This is a genomic window from Streptomyces alboflavus (genome assembly GCF_000716675.1).
Lineage (GTDB): Bacteria > Actinomycetota > Actinomycetes > Streptomycetales > Streptomycetaceae > Streptomyces > Streptomyces alboflavus.
This window is the reverse complement of sequence record NZ_JNXT01000009.1, coordinates 101,341-120,897: the sequence shown is the minus strand read 5'-3', so window position 1 is coordinate 120,897 and position 19,557 is coordinate 101,341. Positions and strand designations below refer to the sequence as shown.

Annotated in this window: 13 protein-coding genes; 2 read left to right on the top strand and 11 right to left on the bottom strand. The window is 69.8% G+C overall.

What is annotated here, in order from left to right:
• Nucleotides 1-126 precede the first annotated feature (126 nt).
• The 4 genes from OO63_RS09715 to OO63_RS09700 form a co-directional block, all read right to left on the bottom strand.
• Nucleotides 127-996: an alpha/beta fold hydrolase gene (locus tag OO63_RS09715; protein WP_031192427.1), complete on the bottom strand. Its 870-nt coding sequence runs from the start codon at nucleotides 994-996 to the stop codon at nucleotides 127-129.
• Nucleotides 997-1,169: 173 nt separating this feature from the next.
• Entirely contained in the window at nucleotides 1,170-1,436 is a 267-nt protein-coding gene (locus OO63_RS09710; RefSeq protein WP_031192428.1) for a hypothetical protein, read from the bottom strand.
• 177 nt (nucleotides 1,437-1,613) lie between these two features.
• On the bottom strand, nucleotides 1,614-2,180 hold the full coding sequence (locus OO63_RS09705) for a hypothetical protein (RefSeq protein WP_030363775.1): 567 nt from the start codon (nucleotides 2,178-2,180) through the stop codon (nucleotides 1,614-1,616).
• Complete coding sequence (locus OO63_RS09700; protein WP_051810711.1) at nucleotides 2,177-3,070, bottom strand: alpha/beta fold hydrolase; 894 nt, start codon at nucleotides 3,068-3,070, stop codon at nucleotides 2,177-2,179. The genes OO63_RS09705 and OO63_RS09700 overlap by 4 nt, the downstream gene beginning before the upstream one ends.
• A 105-nt stretch (nucleotides 3,071-3,175) precedes the next feature.
• On the opposite strand from OO63_RS09700, the gene OO63_RS09695 reads away from it, so the two are divergent.
• Nucleotides 3,176-3,589 (top strand): winged helix-turn-helix transcriptional regulator, encoded by a 414-nt coding sequence (locus tag OO63_RS09695; protein WP_031192430.1) that lies wholly within the window; start codon nucleotides 3,176-3,178, stop codon nucleotides 3,587-3,589.
• 66 nt (nucleotides 3,590-3,655) lie between these two features.
• Here the strand turns inward: OO63_RS09695 and OO63_RS43325 are convergent, their stop codons facing one another.
• Both OO63_RS43325 and OO63_RS09690 read right to left on the bottom strand, forming a co-directional pair.
• Nucleotides 3,656-4,507 (bottom strand): helix-turn-helix domain-containing protein, encoded by an 852-nt coding sequence (locus OO63_RS43325; RefSeq protein WP_157853975.1) that lies wholly within the window; start codon nucleotides 4,505-4,507, stop codon nucleotides 3,656-3,658.
• 287 nt (nucleotides 4,508-4,794) lie between these two features.
• Nucleotides 4,795-7,779 carry an AAA family ATPase gene (locus tag OO63_RS09690; RefSeq protein ID WP_031192431.1) on the bottom strand — a complete coding sequence of 995 codons (2,985 nt, stop codon included), beginning with the start codon at nucleotides 7,777-7,779 and terminating at the stop codon, nucleotides 4,795-4,797.
• A 262-nt stretch (nucleotides 7,780-8,041) separates the two neighbouring features.
• On the opposite strand from OO63_RS09690, the gene OO63_RS09685 reads away from it, so the two are divergent.
• Nucleotides 8,042-10,894, top strand: coding sequence for a helix-turn-helix transcriptional regulator (locus OO63_RS09685; protein WP_051810710.1), 2,853 nt, complete (start codon nucleotides 8,042-8,044; stop codon nucleotides 10,892-10,894).
• A 54-nt stretch (nucleotides 10,895-10,948) separates the two neighbouring features.
• Here OO63_RS09685 and OO63_RS09680 read toward each other — a convergent pair whose 3' ends face one another.
• The 5 genes from OO63_RS09680 to OO63_RS09660 all read right to left on the bottom strand — a co-directional run bounded on the left by OO63_RS09680 (nucleotide 10,949) and on the right by OO63_RS09660 (nucleotide 19,540).
• Nucleotides 10,949-14,164, bottom strand: coding sequence for a non-ribosomal peptide synthetase (locus OO63_RS09680; RefSeq protein WP_031192433.1), 3,216 nt, complete (start codon nucleotides 14,162-14,164; stop codon nucleotides 10,949-10,951).
• Between the two features lie 23 nt (nucleotides 14,165-14,187).
• The gene (locus OO63_RS09675; protein WP_157853974.1) at nucleotides 14,188-15,045 is read right to left on the bottom strand and encodes an NAD(P)-dependent oxidoreductase; all 858 of its coding nucleotides are present in this window, start codon (nucleotides 15,043-15,045) and stop codon (nucleotides 14,188-14,190) included.
• 56 nt (nucleotides 15,046-15,101) lie between these two features.
• Nucleotides 15,102-16,931 (bottom strand): non-ribosomal peptide synthetase, encoded by a 1,830-nt coding sequence (locus tag OO63_RS09670; RefSeq protein WP_051810708.1) that lies wholly within the window; start codon nucleotides 16,929-16,931, stop codon nucleotides 15,102-15,104.
• A complete protein-coding gene (locus tag OO63_RS09665) occupies nucleotides 16,928-18,133 on the bottom strand; it encodes a pyridoxal-phosphate-dependent aminotransferase family protein (protein ID WP_051810707.1) in 1,206 nt (401 codons plus the stop codon). Before OO63_RS09665 ends, OO63_RS09670 begins: the two co-directional genes overlap by 4 nt.
• 66 nt (nucleotides 18,134-18,199) lie before the next feature.
• A complete protein-coding gene (locus tag OO63_RS09660; protein ID WP_078619048.1) occupies nucleotides 18,200-19,540 on the bottom strand; it encodes an MFS transporter in 1,341 nt (446 codons plus the stop codon).
• Nucleotides 19,541-19,557 lie beyond the last annotated feature (17 nt).

Below are 19,557 nucleotides of genomic sequence, written 5' to 3'. Positions count from 1 at the left end.
GACTCGACGCGCGCCCGCTGCGCCGAGGACCTGACCGCGAGGGCAGCGGTGCCGCGGCCTCGGCGGATTCTCGAACGGCCCCGGGTACGCACCCGGGGCCGGAGAACTACTCGCCCGGCGGCAGGCTCACGAGGCGCCGTCGAGGACCTGGCGCAGTCGGTGCGCGAACTCGTCCGGCTTCCCCGGATATCCGAACTCTCCGTCGAGGAAACCGCCATGATGGCTCGGGAACACGGTGACCGGCAGCCCGAGCAGCTCGGCGGTCGCGACGGAGGTGCGTCCGGTCTGCACGTCGACGGACTCCTCGCCCACGGCGACCACGACACGGGTCGGCGCGGCGGTGATCGCTTCGACGTCCGGCCGATAGCTGCTGACCGCCCAGGACCGGCTGGATAGAAGCGGATCGTCACGTGAGCCGTCGTCCTCCACGGGCATCCCGAACGCGGCGGGATCGGCCTCCGGCTGCGCGAAGTACGCCTCGGTGAACTCCCCCTCCCACGACGTCATGGCCACGAACGCCGCCATCCCGGCCCCCCATCCCCGCTTCTCGTAGGCCTCCCGGACCGCCGCCCGCGCCCGCACGGCAGCCGGGCCGTCCGGCGTGAGGGTGATGAGCGGCGGCTCGTGCGCAACGAGAGTGGTCACGTCCGCGGGGTACGCCGCCACGACCGCGAGCGCGACGACCGCACCGCCGCTGCTGGCGAACATCTCGACCGGCCCGGCCCCGAGCGCCTCGATGACTGCGTGCACGTCGGCGGCCAGAGTCTGCGGCGCGTACTCGACCCGCCCGTCCTTCCTGACGCTGCGGCCGAGCCCGCGCGGGTCATACGTGACAACGGTCCGCTCGGGGAAGCGCGCGGCGAGCGCGACGAAGCCGGTGGCGTCCATGGGCTGCCCGATCATGAACAGCGGCGGGCGTCCGTCTGTGGTCGGCAGCGGCCCGCGAACGTCATGGACGAGGTCCGCGCCGGCGGTCTCAAGGGTGTGAGTCTCCATACGGGTGCAGACCGGCCCGGTCCCGGAAACTCATCGGCGCGGCGACACCGCGCAGACGCGGGCCGGGCAAGTGGTCGACGCGCTGGCTGCTCCTCCCGGCAACTGACCGAGCGGGGCGATCCTTCCGGTGAGCGTCGGCCGCCTTGAGGGCTACGATCCGGCCCCGACCCCGGTCAGGAGGGCTCGGTGAGAACCCACAGCTGCCAGACTCCGGCGGCCCGGCACTCGTAGGCGCGTACGCCGTTCTCCAGGTACCACCGGCCGCGCTCATGACAGCGGTTCTCCTCGTGCGGAGGAAAGTCCGCCACGTGGTGCCAGCCCGGCCCGGCTGCCGACGTGGACCGTACGGGCGTGGGTGCGGGCGCGGAGGCCGTGGCAGTTGCGCTGTGGCTCGCCACCAGCAGCGACGCGGCCGCGGCCGCGAGAAGTACGCGTTTCATGGTTCGCATGGAACGCATCCTTCCGCGCCGGCGGGCCCTCACCGATGGAGACCGCTCCGCCTTCCACCGATTGGCCCACTGGGTGATACACACAGCCTGACGGTGGGGCATGGCGCGGTGCTTGAGGGTGCGGCAGTCTCCGCGCCCGCCCATCGCCACGATGGACTCATCGCGTTCTCAGCCTGCGGATTCCGGCCCGGTCTTTCGCGATACTCCGGCCCGGTCTTTCGCGATGTTTCGTACCTTCTTGCTGCAGCCTGACGCGGCGAGCAGGGCGAGCACCTCCGGTGACGTCGACCGCTCGGCGAGGACGCGCTGCATCCAGCACGTGACCTTCGCCAACTCGACCGGTGTCGGCACGTGACCGTCCTCGACGGACAGGTGGAACAGCCAGTCGTCGATGCGGCGGCGGATGAAGTCGCGGTGCCCCTCCGCTGTGAACCGCTCGATCTCCGGCAGCAGTTCGGCCGACCACTGCCGGAACGCGGCAGGACCACTCACCTGCGTCGCGATCCTGTCCACGAGGGCGACCACCGCCGTCTTGGACGCCATCTCGTGGGGGTCGCGCAGGATGGTGGCGACGATCGCGCGGTCCCGGTCGCGGCTCCGCGAGGCAGCCGTCACCGAGACGACGCGTTGGTACGCGGCCGATCGGACGTGCTCGTCCGCGAGGGCATCGTCGACGTCCACGTCGACGATGCCGGCCCCCGCCAGCAACTCGGCCACATCCGAACGCCACGTCATCGTTTCGCCCCCTCTCGCAACAAAGCCCCCGGCCCCGGTCGGGCCGCTTGGGTGTCCTCACCGGCAAGGAACGGGCGCAGCAGCGCGAGCAGGGCGCGCGGGCGGTGCAGCGGAATGATGTGGCCGCAGTCCTCGATGACGTGTCCGGTGAGGTCGTCGGTGACCGGGCGGAGCTGGCGTTCCAGCGCATCGCCGACGGGCCGGGCGCCCAACGCCATCGTAGGCACCGTCAGTCGGGCGGTGACGACCGCCTGCTCGATCTGTGCCGCGCTCTCGGGCAGCGCCCGGTAGTACGAGAACGCGCGGCTCAACGCCTGGCGGCCGGTGTACGCGCGGACGAAGGCGTCCCGGAGTTCGGGGCGCACCCCGTCGCCGAGCGTGCCGGTGCGCAGGAACCAGTCGACGTAGTCGGCCTCGTGGCCCTCCAGCACGGTCTCGGCGAGGCCGGGCGCGGCGGAATGGAAACCGAACCACCACGGCGGCCCGTCGGCGAGGAAGTCCTCGGCGCCGGGCAGCGTGCCCAGGAGGGACTCCATGACGACCAGGCGCCGGACGAGACCGGGACGGCGCAGGGCGAGGAGGAAGGCCGGCGTGGCACCCGCGTCGATGCCCACCACCGCGGCCGAGGACACGCCGAGCGTGGTGAGAAGCGCCTCGGCGTCCTCGGCCAGGGTGCCCGCGTCGTACCCGGACGCGGCCGGGCCGCTCGCGCCGAACCCGCGCAGGTCCGGCGCGATGACGCGGTAGCAGCCGGACAGGTCGGCCATGACGTCCGTCCACAGCTCCCAGGTGTGCGGGAAACCGTGCAGCAGCAGTACGGCCGGGCCCGATCCGGCGAGAGCGACGTTCAGTTCGACACCGTTGACGGGGACGCGCCGCAGTTCGGGCATGGGAGGCTCCAGGTGTGGCTCGGTGAGGAACAGTGACCAGGTCACGCTAGGGAACTAATCTGGTCCGTCCAAGACGGCACTTTCCCTTCAGGTGGTGAGCCCCGAGTGACCGCATCGAGGCCCGGCGAACCCGGCCGGCGGCCCGGTGAGCGGGGCGATCTGCTGGATCCGCGCTGCCCGGTCCGCCAGTTGCTCGACCGCATCGGCACCAAGTGGACGTCGATGGTGGTCAAGGTGCTGGCCGAAGAAGCCCCGGACGAGCTCCGCTTCGCGGAACTGCGGCGCCGCATCCCCGGCATCTCGCAGAAGATGCTGTCCGTCACCCTGCAGAGCCTGGTACGCGACGGCCTGGTCGCGCGCCGAGTGGAACCCACCGTGCCGCCCGCCGTCCACTACCGGCTCACCGCACTCGGCCTGTCCCTCGAAAGGCCGCTCTCCGCCCTGCGGGCCTGGGCCGAGACACACATGCCGGAGATCGACCGCAGCAACCGACTCGCCGACGAGTCGCCCCCTGGCTAAGGCGCGGATCGAATGCGCCGGTCGTACTGGCATTGCTGCCGTGCAGCCCGACGCGGTGACACCCGCTCAGGGGGAAGGGGCACGCTGCCCTTGCTGCCGGTATTGCGACGGCGCGCATCCGACGTGCTTACGGAACACGCGGGCGAAGTGCTCCGGGTTAGGGAAACCACAGCGCCTACCGACTTGAGATACCGGGTCATTGTCTACAGCGAGCAGATAGCAGGCAGCTTCGATGCGCAACTCCGTGAGGTATTGCAGAGGGGTCTTACCGGTGGCTGCGGAGAAACGACGCAGGAAGTGGTACCGGCTGAGTCCTGCTTCCTTGGCAAGCTGATCAAGCGTGATACTCGAGGAGAAGTTCGCGCTCATAAATGTTGTCACCGTTTGCAGCTGTTCCGGGCTAAGACCTCCGGTGCGCGGCGAGGCGTCGCGGCTTGGATGAAGTAGATATTCAGCAAGATAATGGGCTGCACTCAGGGCAAAGCGCTCTCCTGCACCGGTCTTTCGGGCGTGAAGCAGTGTCTGCGCCATGGATGCGACGTGCGGATCGAAGGCGCGCAGTGTCTGTAACTCCGAAACATCACGGACAGGGGCGGTGGTGTGCGTGTCCAGTGCTCGTTGAAGGACTTCCACGGAAAGCTGGATGTAAACGACTTCGAAGGGGAGACGTCTCGGCGGTGTCCTGCTGATCCGGATCAAGTTGTTGGGTGCGACCCGGCAGACCTCTCCAGGGCTGAGCGTGGTACGCAGCCACCCTTGATTCTCTCGACCTTCAATTTGACACACACCGCGTATCGGCGTGACGATGCCGAACCATTGGTCCGGCAATTGGTAGGTCCAGGTGCCGCTGTCGTGTCCAGCGGCTCGCTCTTCCACAACGATTTCCCGATAGGATTGGTCCCGGCACGTAATGGTCACGTAGTTCTCCCTTGCTTGGGGTCGGGGAAACGAGGAGTGACGGCGGTTCCTCAGGTCCGAGCGCGAGCCTGCATTCGCCTTCGAATGCCACGGCCGCTGCCGGTGACCATGCTGGCAGGGGTGATCGGCCATGCAGGCTGTCTCGGTCGTCCAGCGGCTAAGTACAGGGAAACTGATCGCGAACCGTCGCGTCCGCTGCCCAGCTTCGTCGGACGACTGCAGGGGTGGGTGGCTCGCGGGCCAAGGACCCGGTCAGGTCACGCCACGTCAGGTCAGGTCAGGTCAGGTCAGAGGGAGTTGAGGGTGCCCGTGAGGACGGCGGTGACGAGTTCGGTGCGGGAGCGCTTCCCGGTGCGGGCGAGCAGCCGGGTCAGGCGTCCGACGACCGCGTCCTCGTGGAGTCGCAGGATGGTGGCGATCTGGCGGGTGGTGAGCTGTTCGGCGAGCAAGGTGGCGAGCAGGTGGTCGTTCTCGGCGGTGGCCTGCTTGCGGCCGGGGATGGTGAGTCCGGCCTCGCGCAGCATGGTCCTGGTGTGGAAGCGCCACAGGGTGGCACCGGCCATGCCGAACAGTTCGTATGCCTCGTACAGGGGCTTGCCCGGGGCCGCACCCCCGTCGGCGGCCTCCAGGAGGGTGGTCGCCGTCTCGAAGGGCAGGCCGCGGGAGCGGGCCAGGTTCACCGCCTCGCGCAGGTGGTCGCGGGCGGTGTCGGGGGCCTGTTGGCGCAGGACCCGGGCCGAGGCCAGCAGGTACCTGAGCTGTGCCCGTCCGCTGCCCGTCCGGGAGGCGAACTGCCCCAGGCTCTCCAGGCAGTTCGCCGCCTCGGCGGTGCGTCCGGCCTCGACTTTCACCTCGGCCAGCAGGGCCCACAGCTCCTCTGTGCCGTAGATCTGGTCGTGCTCCCGTGCGGCGGCCAGCCCGCGGCGCAGTGTTGTCTCGGCTGCGTCCACGTCGCCGAGGGCCATGTGCAGTTCGGCTTCCGACGCGTGCAGCGCGCATTGCGGCGGGCTCGTGTCGGGGCCGCGCATGTCCTCGACGAGGTGCAGGGCGGTGGTGGGGCGGCCCTGAGCGAGGAGGATGGCGGCGGTGCGCGCCGGGAGCAGGGAGTGGTCCGAGGCCGGGGTGGACCGGATCTCGTTGTGGGCCAGGAGCCAGCGGGCCGTGTCCAGTGCCTGGTCCCATCGGCCGCTGAGGTGGTGGAAGAGGAACTGGCTGAGCGGGGGCAGCATGTGTTCGGTCAGGCCGGCGGTGGCCAGCAGGGTGGTGGCCGCGTCGAGGTCGTAGCCGGTGAGCAGGGTGTCGATCATGCTGCCGGTCAGGTAGTACACCTTGCCGGGGGGCAGCTCGGGGGCGTCCTGCAGGGTGAGTTCGAGCCGGTAGGGTTCCGGCCGGCCCATGGCCAGGTCGGCCAGGGCGCTGAACTGGGCGGGTGCCGCGCGGGCGCGTGGGCAGGTGTTCCACACCGTCTCGGTGCGCTGGAGCAGTTCCGCCGCCTGCTGCCATCGCGAGAGGTGGCACAGGGCCAGGGCCTGGCCGCTCACCTTGGCCAGGGCGGGTATCGGCAGCCGGTCCCACCAGTAGGTGGTGGCGAGGCGGGACATGGTGGTCCAGTCGTGCTGGTTGGCGGTGACCGCGACCACCAGGCAGGCGGCCTCCTGCAGATCGAGATCGCTCAGCGCCGGACCCGGGTCGCGCAGAAGCGATTCCCCGGCGGCCTGTCCGGTGGGATAGTCGCAGGCCAGGTAGGCAGTCGTCCCGTACTCCTGGAGGACGAGATCGCGGGCGTCGGCGTGCTCGGTCAGGTCACGGGCCGCCCGCAACCACAGCAGAGCCCGCCCGTCACCGGTGCCGGGAGACATCCGCCGTGCGGCAGCCGTCAGTTCGGCCACCGCACGCTCCCGGTCCACCCGGCTGCCCGCGTCCGCGACCCGGTCTGCCCGGTAGGCCAGAGCGTTCGCCTCGTCGAGAAGACCCGGCGCCCGGCGGATCACACATCCGGCGCTCTCCGCGTCCGCGTCCTTCCAGAGGACCTCGACCGCCGTGGCGGACAACCGGCTGCGGTCCACCGGGCTCAGCCGCTCCCGGACGGTGTGCTCGGTCAGCGGCAGCCGGAACGTCCAGCCCTCTGCCGTGGCGCCGTCCGGACCGGGCACCTGGTCGAGGATGCCCGCCTCGACCAGGCGGCGGACCCCGTCGTAGGCAGCGTCGGTGGACAGGCCGGCCCACGCCGCGGTCAGCTGCAGGGCCGGCCGGCCGAGCGGCCCCAGGATGCTCAACGCCGCAGCCACCGCACGATACGGCTCGCCCAGCGCGTCCACCGCCGTGACGAACGCGTTGTCGTCCGGCAGCACCGGTACCGGCGTCCTCGCGCCAAGGAAGGCGTGACCGTCGGCGACCCGGATCCTGCCACGGCGAGTCCAGCCCGTGAGCAGGGCGTCGACCGCCCCCGGGATACCACGGGTCAACTCGCCTGCCTGCCGGGCGAGGACGGCGTCGGGCTTCGCCCGCAACCACCGCGCGACCAGCGCGGTGACGTCATCCGGTCCCAGCGGGGACAGCTCCACCGTGCGGGCCCCCTCGACACCGGCCAGCCGCTCCAGGAGCCCGGCCGGACCCTCGCGGCCTGGCGCCCGGGCCTCCTTGGCCTTCCGTCCACGGCGTGAGGTGCCCGAGCCGACGGCGTCCGGCGCGCCCTCTCTCGTGCGCCCTGGGCCCGGCGCGACGTGCCGCACCGCGGAAACCACCAGCCGGACACCGGGCGCGAGCCGCGAGATGTCGATCCGGCACAGTACGGCCAGGGAGTCGGGATCGGCATGCTGGACGTCGTCGACCATGACGGCGAGCGGCGTGGCATGGACAAGGGAGGCGTGCAGCAACGCGTGCATCGCCGTCGGGTCACGCTTGTCGAAAGCGGACAGCGCCCGAGTGACCAGTTCTCCGGTCGGCCGCTGCCGTGGCGAGGCGGATCGGTGCTCTTCGAGCGCCAGGACCAGCCGCAGGGCCAGCAGCAGAGGCTGTTCACCGTCGCCAGGAACACAGTGCACCGCAAGCACGGCGGTCCCTCGTGCACGCAGTCGTTCGCCGACCGCTTTCAGGAACACACTGCGTCCCACACCGTGTTCGCCCCGGATGAGCACCAGGCGCGGGCCGTCGAGATCGTTGAGGAAGTCGTGGATCTTCTCCGACTCACTCTCGCGGCCGATCAGACGCTCGTCGGTGCGGTCCAGGCCCGCGGGCGTACCCCAGCGGATCGTTCGTTGGTGTCCGGCCACGCAGCCACTGTGCGGTAATTCCTTGTTCAGGCATATGCCCGGGCGGACAGGAACGCGGCCACCTCCGGCGGTGTGACCGCACCCGGCCTGTCTTCGGCACGCGGACACGATGAGCGTCGTCGCCACGCCGTGGACCGCCAGGGCCCGTGCGCGCCAACTTCTGGCTCCAGAAGTGCCGTTCATTTCCGGCCAGGTAAAGGGAACGGAAAGTTTCTAAGAGCCATCTCCCCTCTGGGTTCAGGAGAACGAGCGGAGCGGCACCGTGCGGCAACAGCGTGGAGCGGTCATCGGCAGGGACGACGCGGTCCGTGACGTAGTGGAGGCCCTGCGCGCCACCGGTGAAGCGGCCCGTGTTCTGCTGGTCACCGCAGAGGCAGGGATGGGCAAGACCGCGGTGCTTGAGCAGGCGCAGCGTGCGGCAGCCCAGGACGGCACCGCGGTGGTGAGGCTCGGCTGGGAAGACGAAGACTCCGAGGACACGGCCGACGCTTTCGTCCTCGACACGGGCTGCGGCCTGACCGTCGAGGATCCCGACGGCTGCCTGCCGCCTCTCACGGCGGCCCGCCGAGCACAGGTGCGCGCCGCCGTGCGGGAGGGCTGGGCGAGCGCGCTGTCCGCCTTCTCCGAGGTACTGATGGAGGCGTTCCGCCAGACCCCGTTCGCGCTGGTTGTCGACGGCGTCGAGCGGATGCCGCAGCGCAGTGCCGATGCGTTGGCGCTGCTGCTGCGGGTCTTCCGCCCGCGAGGTGTACCCGTGGTGATGGCCGGGCGGCCGGGGCCCGCGGCGGAACCCGGCCGCGCCCGGCTGACGGCAGCGGCTGACCAGGTCCTGGAACTGCTCCCGCTGCAGCCTGCCGACGTCGCCGCGCTCGTCGACGTCCACGTCACACGGCGGTTCGGCCGTCCGGCCGAATCCGCGGTGGCGGATGCCGTGTCGCGGGCGCTGGGCACGCTGGCGGGCAACCCCCGCGCCGTGCTGTCGGTGCTCGACGCGCTGGACGAGCAGGACCTGGTGGAACTCGACGGTCGGTTATGCCTCACGCTGCCGGACGAACAGCTGCGCTTGGCCACCGGGACGGCCGAGCTGCTCCAGTTCGGATGGCCCGACACACCGGCGGACGCCACGACCATCAAGGCGGCGATCGTCACCGCCTGTGTACTGGAGCACACCGAAATGCATGTCGTTGACGCCTTCACGATGATGCCAACTGCCGGAGCCCGGTCCCTCGAGTACGCACTGGACCGCCTGATCAAGCACGGAATCCTGACCGTGGACCCGCAGGGCCTCCTGTCATTCGCCGTCCCGGCGCTCCGCGCGGCCTTGCGGACCCTGCCCGTCCAGGGCGACCTGCAGGGCAACTCCGCTCGGTACATCAAGCGGTTGGCGGACAAGGTCGGTGCCGAAGGCACCGGCCGCGCCTACCCGTGGCTCGCCGATCGCGTCGCAACCTCCGGCCCGCGCCTGGACGATGCCCTCGCCGTGCCGCTGCTGCTGGCCGCGGCCCGCCAGGAGGCCAGGACCAACTGGCCCCGATCGGCCCGCGCTTACGCGGCCGCGCTTCACCGGCTCGCACCACAGGACCAGCGCGTCCGCGGTGTGCTCCACGAGGCGAGCAGCCTGAGTCTGCGACACGGCGACCACGAAGGGCTCTTGGCGCTCGGCAAGCCGCTGCTCGACCTCGTGGACCCACCGCACACCGAACACACCGAGGGCGTCGAGAGAGCGGCCGGCCTGTCGAGCGTTGCCACCGCGTGGGTGTGGGCAGCCCTTCACGAACACCGGGCCCCTTGCGCCGATGGCGTCCACCGTCGCCTGGGCAAGGTCGCCGGCCGGTTTCCCGCCGCGGCCAGACTCGCGGCGCTCGGCGGCCTCTACGGCATCGGCCCGCTGTCCGCTCGGCCGACCGAGGCCTCACGCCACATCCAGGACACCTCCGGTCCTGGACACCGCCGCATGCCGCTGCCCAAGCCCACCGAACTCCACCTGATGACCGCCGCGGTCGGCAGCCACACCGAACTGAGCCGCGCGCGGCAGCACATGCCCCCCGACGCCATCGACGACCACTCCCTGGACCAGCTGCGCGGCGCCGCCGCATACGCGGACCTCGCCGGCGCTCTCGCGGCAGTACTCGGCGACCGCTATGTCGCGGCACCCGAGGGCATCGCCGTCCAGTACCGGGGCATGGTGCGCGACTACCTGTCAGGGGACTGGGACGCCGCTCTGGCGGCCGCCCGCCGCATCGAGGTGCGTAGCCGCACCCACACAGCGGCGGGCACCCCGCACCTGCCACGGGCACTGACCGCGGAGATCCACTGCGCGCGCGGGGACGTCGCACGCGCCACAACGTGGCTCGACCTGGTCCCCGACACCCTCACTCATCCTCTGGCCGCCCGCGCGCGGCTGGCGGTCCGGTACTGGTCGGGCCGACGCGAGGAGGCGCTGGAGGAAGCCTGGCACGACGCTCGGCAGGCACGAAAGGACGGCCGCCTCGCCGGTGTCGAGCGGCTGCTGCTGCGCATCCTGTCGCTCGCCGCCCACGCGGATCAGCCGTACGCGGTCCAACAGGCCCTGGAGGAAGTGGAGACCCTGCACGATGAGGCAGCCACTCCCATGACCCACGAGGCTCTCCTTCTCGCACGCGGCATCGCGCACCACGACGCGGACAGCGCGCTGACCGCCCACCAGTTGATCAAGCTCCGCGGCGACGTGCACCTGAGCGTCCTCTGCTGCCTGTGCCTGACACACGTCGCCGACGACCCCGGGCGCTGGCTGACCGAGGCCGTGGGCAACGCTCACACCCTCGGCCTGGGAGGCCCTTTCCGCACCGCGGTCACCCGTGCCGCGCGGCAGCGCGACATCCCCGTACCGAGACTCCGCCAAGGCCGGCAGAAGCTGACCGAACTCGACATCAGGCTGGTGCGCATGGTCACTGACGGCGCGAGCAACCGGCAGATCGCCGCAGAACTCGCCTGCAGCCCCAAAACGGTGGAACAGCGCCTGACGCGACTGTTCCAGCGCACAGGCTCCCGCTCCCGGAGGGAACTCACCGCCGCCTGGCTCAACGGAAGCCTCACCCAGACCGCCTCCGGCCCCTCCAGCCTGGACGACCACTGAACCCGGTGAACACCGACCCGCGCCGCACCTCGGTCGTATGCGCCGATGACGCAGTCAGCCGACTGGTTGGTCGGCCCCCGCCGCCACGATCAGTCGGGCCGCGCTGGTGACCGAGGAGTCCAGGAAGAACTCGGCAATCGGGACCTGTACCGCGAACACACTCTTGAGACGGGAGACGAGCCGCAGCGCGGCCAGGGAGTGGAAACCCAGCGCGAAAATGTCCGTCCGCAGGTCGATCGTCGGTACTTTGAGTACCTCACAGTAGACCTCCGCGACCTTGACTTCGAGCTCGCTGCCCTGCGCCTCCTCGGGGACGACAGGCTCGCGGCTCTCCAGTGCGAGCAGGGCTGCTTGGTCAACCTTGCCGTGCGAGGTGAGCGGGAACCGTTCAACTACTGAGATGTGAGCGGGAACCAGGTGCGGGGGAAGCTGGGTGCGAGCGTACGCCGCGACTGTTGCCTCGTCGGCGTACGCACCGATCAGGAACGCGATCAGTTCGAGCTCGGCCGCTGGATCAGCCTCGGTGCGCCGAGGCACGACCAGGCTGCGCGCCACGTCCGGATGGCCGTCGAGTACCGATTCGATCTCGGCGAGCTCGACCCGATGGCCGCGCAGTTTGAGCTGACGGTCCACGCGGCCGAGGAATTCGAGGTCACCTTCGGTGGTCCAGCGGCCTTGGTCGCCGGTGCGATACATACGTGCGCCCGGCTCGGCCGCGAAGGGGTCCGCCAAGAAGCGCTCGGCGGTCTGCTCGGGCCGGTTGAGCAAGCCGTCGCAGACGCCGGGGCCGGCCAGGTAGATCTCCCCTGGCACGCCGCGTCCGACCGGTGCGAGCAAGGCGTCGAGCACGTAGACGGCGGCGTGCGGCATGGGGCGTCCGATCGGCAGCGCCTCGCGGTCGAAGTCAGCACCAGGCCGGTACGTCGTGCTGGTCACCGCCGTTTCGGTGAGCCCATAGACATTGGTGAGCGGAATCCCGAAGTCCAACCAGCGCTGGTAGACCTCGATCGGCGCGCGTTCACCGCCGACCAGCACGCGCCGCAAGGTGTGCGGAATGGGGACGACAGCCGGGTCGACCAGGCGCACCACATCGATCCAGTAGGCGGTGGGGAGCTCGCACATGGTGATCTCGCGCTCTGCGAGGAGGTGCAGCAGTTGCTCCGGGCTGGTCCGGCCGAGCACGCCGTCGAAGAAGACGACACAGCCACCGGCCAGCCAGGTGGGGAAGAGCTCCTCGACATGTACGTCGAAGGTCATCGCGGCGACCTGCAGCATCCTGTCTTCCGGGCCCAGCTCGAACGTGTCCACCGCGGCGCGGGTGAACGCGGTCAGGTTGACATGGGTGACGAGGGTGCCCTTGGGCACTCCCGTCGAGCCGGAGGTGAACGGGACATACGCGACCTGACGGGCTGTCACAGCGACGTCATCGAGATCCTCATCGGTCTGGGCCCCGATCGAGGAAGCAACCGCCGGATCGTCGAGGGCGACCACATGGTGGGCCCCGGCAAAGTCCTCGGCAAGGTCCACGACCGTGAGCACCAAGCGGGGCGCGGTCTCGGCGAGGACATGCGCCTTGCGGCTGCCGGGCGCGTCCGGAGCCACAGGGACGTAGGCCCCGCCCGCCTTCAGCACGGCGAGCACGGCGGACGGCCAGGAGGAGCCATGGGGCAGGGCGAGCGCCACCCGATCGCCCGTGCGAAGGCCTAGCTGACGCAGATGCCGCGCGAGCCGGTTGGCCTGGCTGTTGAGCTGTGCGTAACTGACCGGAGTACCGTCTTCACGCTCGATCGCCGGCGCATCTGGGCTCTGCCGGACCCGTCGCTCGAACAGCGCGTGCAGGGTGGCCGCCTCGTCCCCCGGCACGGGTCGGCCGGTGAGCTCCCGATCGGGCGCGGCGTCGGTCGACGTGCGAAGCGCTCCCAGTGGGGACTCGGGGTGGGACACGGCCTCACCGAGCAACGCCAGGTAGCTCTCGGCCATTGCCTCGATGGTGCCCGGGTCGAACAGTTCACTGTCGTACTCGAACTGAAGGCTCAGCTCCCCCAGCGCGTCCACAGCGCCGAGGCTGAGACGGAACCGGGCCCCGCCATTGGGCAACTCGTACAGCTCCGTCACCGCGCAGCCCGGCAGCGTGGCCTCGAACTCCGTGGACTGCTCGAAGGAGAACATCGTCTGGAAGAGCGGAGTCTCACGCGAGGTGCGTTGAGAGCCGACCCGTCTGGCGAGCTCGGTGAAGGGCGCGTCCTGTGAGGAGAGCGCGTCGAAAGTACTCAGCTGGAGTTCGCGGACCAGGGAGGCGAAGGACACGTCCCCGTCCAGCCGCAGTCGCAACGGCATGGTGTTGGCGAACAGCCCGATGAGCGACTGGTACTCGGGCCGGGTCCGTCCTGCCAGAGGCGTTCCGATCAGCAGGTCGTCCTGACGGGTGTGGCGGGCCAGCAGCACGCCCCAGACACCGCCGAGCATCGCGAAGGGCGTGACCCCGAGCCGCTTGGCGCAGACGTAGGTATCGGCCCGAAGCCGCTCCGGCACCACTGTCGTGAACTGGTCCCCCCGGTAGTCCCGGGACTCCCCTGAACTGTGATCGACCGGCAGTGCGAGGATCGTCGACGCACCGTCCAATTCCCGGGCCCACGCGTCGAGTGCGTTGCCGTACCCGCCGTCCTCGGTGATGCGCCGCTGTTCGGCGGCGAAGTCGCGGTACTGCGTGGTGAGGTCGGGCAGATCGGGCTCACCGCCCGCGTGCCATGCGGTGTAGAGCGCGACGAACTCGGTCCAGAACAGACGTAGCGACCAACCGTCCGCGACGATGTGGTGCATGTCGAGGTAGAACGCGTAGGCGTCGTCCTCAAGACGCAGCACAGCAGCCCGCAGCAGCGGGCCGTGCACAAGGTCGAAGGGCTCGCGAGCGGTGGTCTCGACGAACACACGCCACTCGTCGGGCCGGGCGCGGAAGTCGAACACAGGCAGCGCGAAGGGCTCCGTCGGATCTGTGATGAGGTGCAGTTCGCCGTTTTCCTCGCCCACCCGGGAGCGCAGCACCTCATGCCGGCGCACGATCTCGGTCACGCAGCGCGCGGCGAGGTCCGTGTCCAAGGCGCCACGCAGTCGGATCACCATGGGTATTCCGTAGACGCTGCGGCTCGGGGCGAGTTGCTCAGCGATCCAGATCTGCTCCTGCAGGAGGGAGATCCTCTCGCTCGGTCGGTTGCCCATGGGTGCTCCGGTCGGGTGCGTGGCCTTCGGAGTGGTGGTTGGCTCGGTCTTCATGATCCGCTCTTCCTGACAGTCGGCTAGTAACCGAGTTCCCGGTCGATCAGGCCGATCGGCTCAAGGCCGTTCGCCAGTCGACGAATGTTGCGCCGGACCAGGTCGACGAAGGGTCCGAGTGCGTGGTCCAGATCGCCCGCGCAGTGCGCGGTGATCACACAGGTGGGGAGGGACCACAGCGGGTGCTCCGGAGGAAGCGGCTCGGGGTCGGTGACGTCCAGGCCGGCGCCGGCGATCCACCCGGAGGTCAGCGCACGTACGAGGTCATCTGTGACGACAAGCCCGCCGCGCGCCACGTTCACCAGGCACGCGTCCCGACGCATGGACCTGAGTCTGACCGCGTCGATCAGCCCGGCCGTGTCCGCGGTCAGCGGCGCCGCGAGGAAGACCACACGAGCCTCGGGCAGCCATGCGTCGAGGCGGTCGGGCGTGCCGACCTCGGCGCCCGCCATCGGGGCGCCGCCACGGCACACCACCTTGGGGCGGACCCTGAACGGGCGCAGCAGTGCGAGCAGTGCCCGGGCGATCCCGCCGCCGCCCACCACAAGGACCTCGGCGTTCGTCAGTCCGACGGCGGGGCGCGGCAGCCACGCGCCGGCCCTCACGGAGGCGGTGCCCTGACGCAGCACGGTCAGCGCGAGCATGAGGGCGTGTTCAGCCACCAGCTCGGACTGGACGCCCGCGGCACGGCTCCAGCGGATCCGCTGATCCATGAGCGGCAGGTAGTTCTCGACGCCGGCGCTCGCCAGTTGAACCCAGCGCACGGACGGCGCGCACTCCAGCGCGGCTGCCAGCGCCGAGGGCCGCTCGCCCGTCCAGATCAGGCCCTGAGCCCGGTCCGGCGGAGCCAGTCGAACGCCTGAAGCATGCAGCGCTGTCATGAGATCGGCGGGCGCCGGTTCCGGAAGCACTGCCACTGGCAGGTCGGGAAGCATGCTCACCGGCCACTGCCCGGCTTGCCCACCGCCGTGACGTCCGCCTTCGCGTCGGCCAGCGCTGCCACGCCGCGTACCGTATACGCGTCGAAGACCTCCCGGAAACCGAGGCTGATGCCCACGTCTGTGCGGATCCAGCTGATCAGCCGCAGCATGAACAGCGAATCCCCGCCCAGGTCGAGCAGGTTGTCGAGCACACCGATCTCGTCGAGTCCCAGTAGCTCCGCCGCGGCGGCGCCGACGCGCCGCTCGATCTCGCCTGTCGGCGGCACGAACTCGGTGGGCAGGTCGGGCCGACGCCTCGGCGGCTGCGGAAGCTTCGCGTGGTCGATTTTCCGATGCGTCGTCAGCGGAAACTCGTCCAGCCGCATCAGCGCCGAAGGGATCAGATAGGTCGGCAGTTCGTCGGCGAGGAAAGATCGCAGCTCACCGGCGCTCACCGTGTCCCGGTCAGCAGTCACGTAGCCGATCAGACGCTGCTCGCCCGACGCGTCTCGACCAGTCGTGACCAGGGCTTGACGCACCGCTGGGTGCCGGTCGAGCGCAGCCTCGATCTCGCCTGGTTCGACGCGATATCCACGCACCTTGACTTGCTGGTCGCCGCGTCCGAGGAATTGCAGCCGACCGTCGGGAAGACGGCGTACCCGATCGCCGGTGCGGTACAGCCTGGCCCCCGGAATCCCCGAGTAGCGGTCGGCGACGAACTTCTCCGCGGTGACGTCGGGTCTGCCCAGGTAGCCGCGGGCCAGCGAGTCACCACCGACGAGCAGCTCGCCCTCGGCATCTGCGGGAACGAGTTCGAGCCGCTCGTCGACGACGAACATGCGGGTTCCGGCGATGGCATCGCCCATGGACAGCACCCCGTCCTTGGGTGCTTGTCCGGGCGGCACGCTCCAGTACGACGCGGTCGCAGTGGTCTCGGTCGGCCCGTAGACGTGCGCCAGCGGAAGGCGGAAGCGGTTCCAGTGCCGGACGGCTTCGGGCATGGCGCGATCTCCTCCCATGACGACCAGGCGCAGCGACGGGGGCAGCGCCCCGCCGGTGTCCACGAGGTGGCCAACCAGCAGGTGCCAGTGCGCGGTCTGCATCTCCAGCAGCGTGATGTCGTGCGCGGTGAGGAAGTCGAGCAGTGCCTCCACCGGGGAGAGCGCGACCCGGTCGGCCGGGAACACGCTTGTCCCGCCCTGCACGAGTGGGGGGAACAGCTCCTCGAGTGAGGCGGAGAACGCGGCGGCGGCCAGCATCAGGTAGCGGTCACGCGGCCCCATGCCGAACTCGGCACTCGCGGCGGCTGCGAGATTCGCCAGGCCGAGATGGGTGATCATGACGCCTTTGGGCGCTCCGGTGGAACCCGAGGTGTAGATGACGCAGGCCAGATCGTCCGGTGCGGCTGCGGGGGCGTCCGGGCGGGGAGACAGGCGCCCCCGGTCCGGCGCAAGCGTCGTGACGGGCAAGCTGGTTGGCCCGTCCTGCGCTCCGTCCACGATGAGAATCTTGATGCCGGAGTCTGCCGCGAGGAAACTCTTGCGCTGGTCGGGGTAGTCCGGGTCGATGGGCACGTAGGCCGCTCGCGCACGCAGCACGCCGAGTATCGCGACGAGCAGGTCGGCGGAGTGACGCATCATCACGCCGACGCGATCGCCGGGAAGCACTCCCGCCTCCGCCAGACGCGCCGCCATGTGCTCGGCTTCGGCGATGAGTTCGGCGTAGGTCAGCGCCCGCTGTGCGTCCTCGGTGGCGGGGGCGTGCGGCGTCACCCTTGAGTGCTGCTCAAGCAGGTGCGGGATGAGCTTCGGCGCGTCGTCACGCGCTGATTGGACGTCGGCGTTCACGCAGCGGACTCCTCAGGGGTGGGCGACGTCGACGTCAAGAGGCCTGCGGCGGCGTCAACCTGCTCGGCCATCAGCTTCACGACGGGTGTGACACCACTGCCCGGCAGCACCGGGGCGCCGAGGGCCGCGAACCCGGTCTCGAGCGCGGCCAGCGCGGTCACCAGGTCGAGCGGGTCGGCGTGGCCGCAGTGACCGATCCGTACCACTTGGTCGGCCAGTTCTCCGTTGCCGGTGGTCAGCTGGACGCCTGTGTGCTCGACCACCGCGTCGACGAGAGGTTGCGCGCCTATTCCGGGCGGTGTGAACGCGGCCGTCACGATGCCGTTGCGCGCCGCTTCCGGGGTCAGCAGCCGGAGTCCGAGGCCGCGCAGGCCCGCTCTGGCCATCCGGCCGAGCTCCGCATGCCGCCGGTGGCGCTGCTCCATGCCTTCAGCGAGTACCTGTTCGAGCGCCGCGGACAACTGGAGCAGCACGCCGATCGCCGGCGTCCAGGGGGTACGCGGGACGGAGTGGCTCAGGCTGTCACGCGTGATCGTCCAGTCGAAGTAGTACCGCAGGTGCCTGGCCTTGGCGTGCCGGCGCCAGGCGCGCTCACTGACCGAGACGAAAGAGACCCCTGGCGGCGCCATCAGCGCCTTCTGCGTCCCGCCGACCACGACGTCCAACCCCCACGCGTCGGCCTGCATCTCGCAGCCGCCGGCCCCGGAGGCCGAGTCCACGATCGTCAGCACACCGCGGGTCGCGCGCCCGATGGCCTCGAGGTCGGTGACGACGCCTGTGGAGGTCTCGCAATGGACGACGATCGCCGCGACGATCTGTGGGTCGGCCGCCAGGCAGGCTTCGACCGCTGCGGGGTCCGGCTCGCAACCCCACTCGACGTCGAGTACGACGGTCTCCAGGCCATAAGCGCGGCACAGCTCCACCCAGCGCCTTCCAAAGGCGCCGTTGTCCACCACGAGTACCTTGTCCCCTGGACTGAAGAGGTTTTGCACCGCGCTCTCGAACGCACCCGTGGTGCTTGACGAGAAGACCAGCACGTCCCCCGCGGTACCAAGCACATGCCTGAGCCCGTCGATGATGCGTGTGAATATGCCTGCGAAGTCCTCGGTGCGCTCGTCGACCATGGGGTGCGTCGCCGCCGCGATGACTGCGGGCGGCAGCGGGGTCGGGCCCGGTATGGCCAATCTGTCCTTGTACATCATCTTCCTGATTCCTTCGTGCCGCGGTGGTCCGGCTTCGTCAATGGCTCGTCTGCAGTCGCGTACCGCTCAGCGAACCGACGCCTCACTGCCGCCGTCAGGTACGTGCGGTTCGATGGCGTTCCTGGAGAGCTCGGCGTCGTCCGGCTCGTCCTGCACCTGTAGCTCTGGTTGCTCAACCCTGGCCAGGGCAAGGGCGAACATTGCCGTGCCCACCACAGCGAGCACAGCACAGCCCACCAGCACCGGGCGTAGGCCGAACAGGATGCCCAGGGGGCCGGCCACGGCGAAGCCGACCGGCTGGGCGATCTCCGAGGCCATCAGGTCGAAGGCGGCCACCCGGCCGAGTACCGCGCTCGGTACGGCTCGCTGCATGAGGGTCTGGAAGAACACTCCTTGCAGGCCGATCGCACAGCCGGAGAGCACTGCGGCGCCCCCCACCACCACCGTCGGCACGCCGGAGCCGAGGGCCAACGCTTCGAAGACGATCAGCGGTGGCAGCCACGCTATGAAGACCACCGGTCGCTTCGGCTTGATCCGCCCGGCGGTGAACTGCGCGCAGACCATGCCGATGGTCATGCAGGTGCCGATGACACCCCAAGCTGCGGGACCGCCCAGATAGGTGTCGGCCACCAACGGGCCGAGGACCGCGAGGGGAGCCAGCAGGACCATCGAGAACAACGTCCACTGCAAGGTGAGCAGCCATAGCCAGCGGCGTATGTGGAACTCCCGCCATCCTTGCCGCAACTGCGTGAGCGTCCCGCCATGGTGTTCCGGCTCGGCTTCGCCCTTGGCAGGGATCCTGGCGAATACGAGACAAAGAGTGATGACCAGCATCAGCACGCTCTCCACCAGGAAAGCGGCTCCCGAACCGTACGCCGCCACGATCACTCCTGCCGACGCAGGGGCCACCGTCCACGCCAGCGAGGAAAAGGTGCCCATCAACGCATTGGCCTCGTCCAGGTCATCTCGCGCGACGATGTCCGGCAAGATCGCCATGCTGGCCGGACCGAAGAGCGCGTCAGCGCCGCCGTATACGACCGCCAGAGCGAAGAACCAGCCGAGTGTCGCGGTATCCGTGAGTAGCCCTAGCGCCAAGGTCGCCGCCGCGACCAGGCGTACGATCGACGAAACGACGAGCAACGCGGCACGCGGAAAGCGGTCCGCCGCGACGCCGGCAAACAGCGACAAGGCGAGCGAGACCACCGCCTGAACCCCGAGGACAAGGCCGAGGTCGCTCGCAGAATCAGTGGTGTGGAGGACAGCGAAGCTCAAGGCGACCGGCAGGAAGCCGTTGGCCAAGCTGGAGCCCAGCCGAGCGGCCAATAAGCAGGCGAAGTGTCGGTCAGCCAGCAGCCTTCTGCGTTTGCCTCGGCGTCCTCGTTCGCCGGAGACCCCTACATCGCTCATTGCGCCTCTTTCCGCGC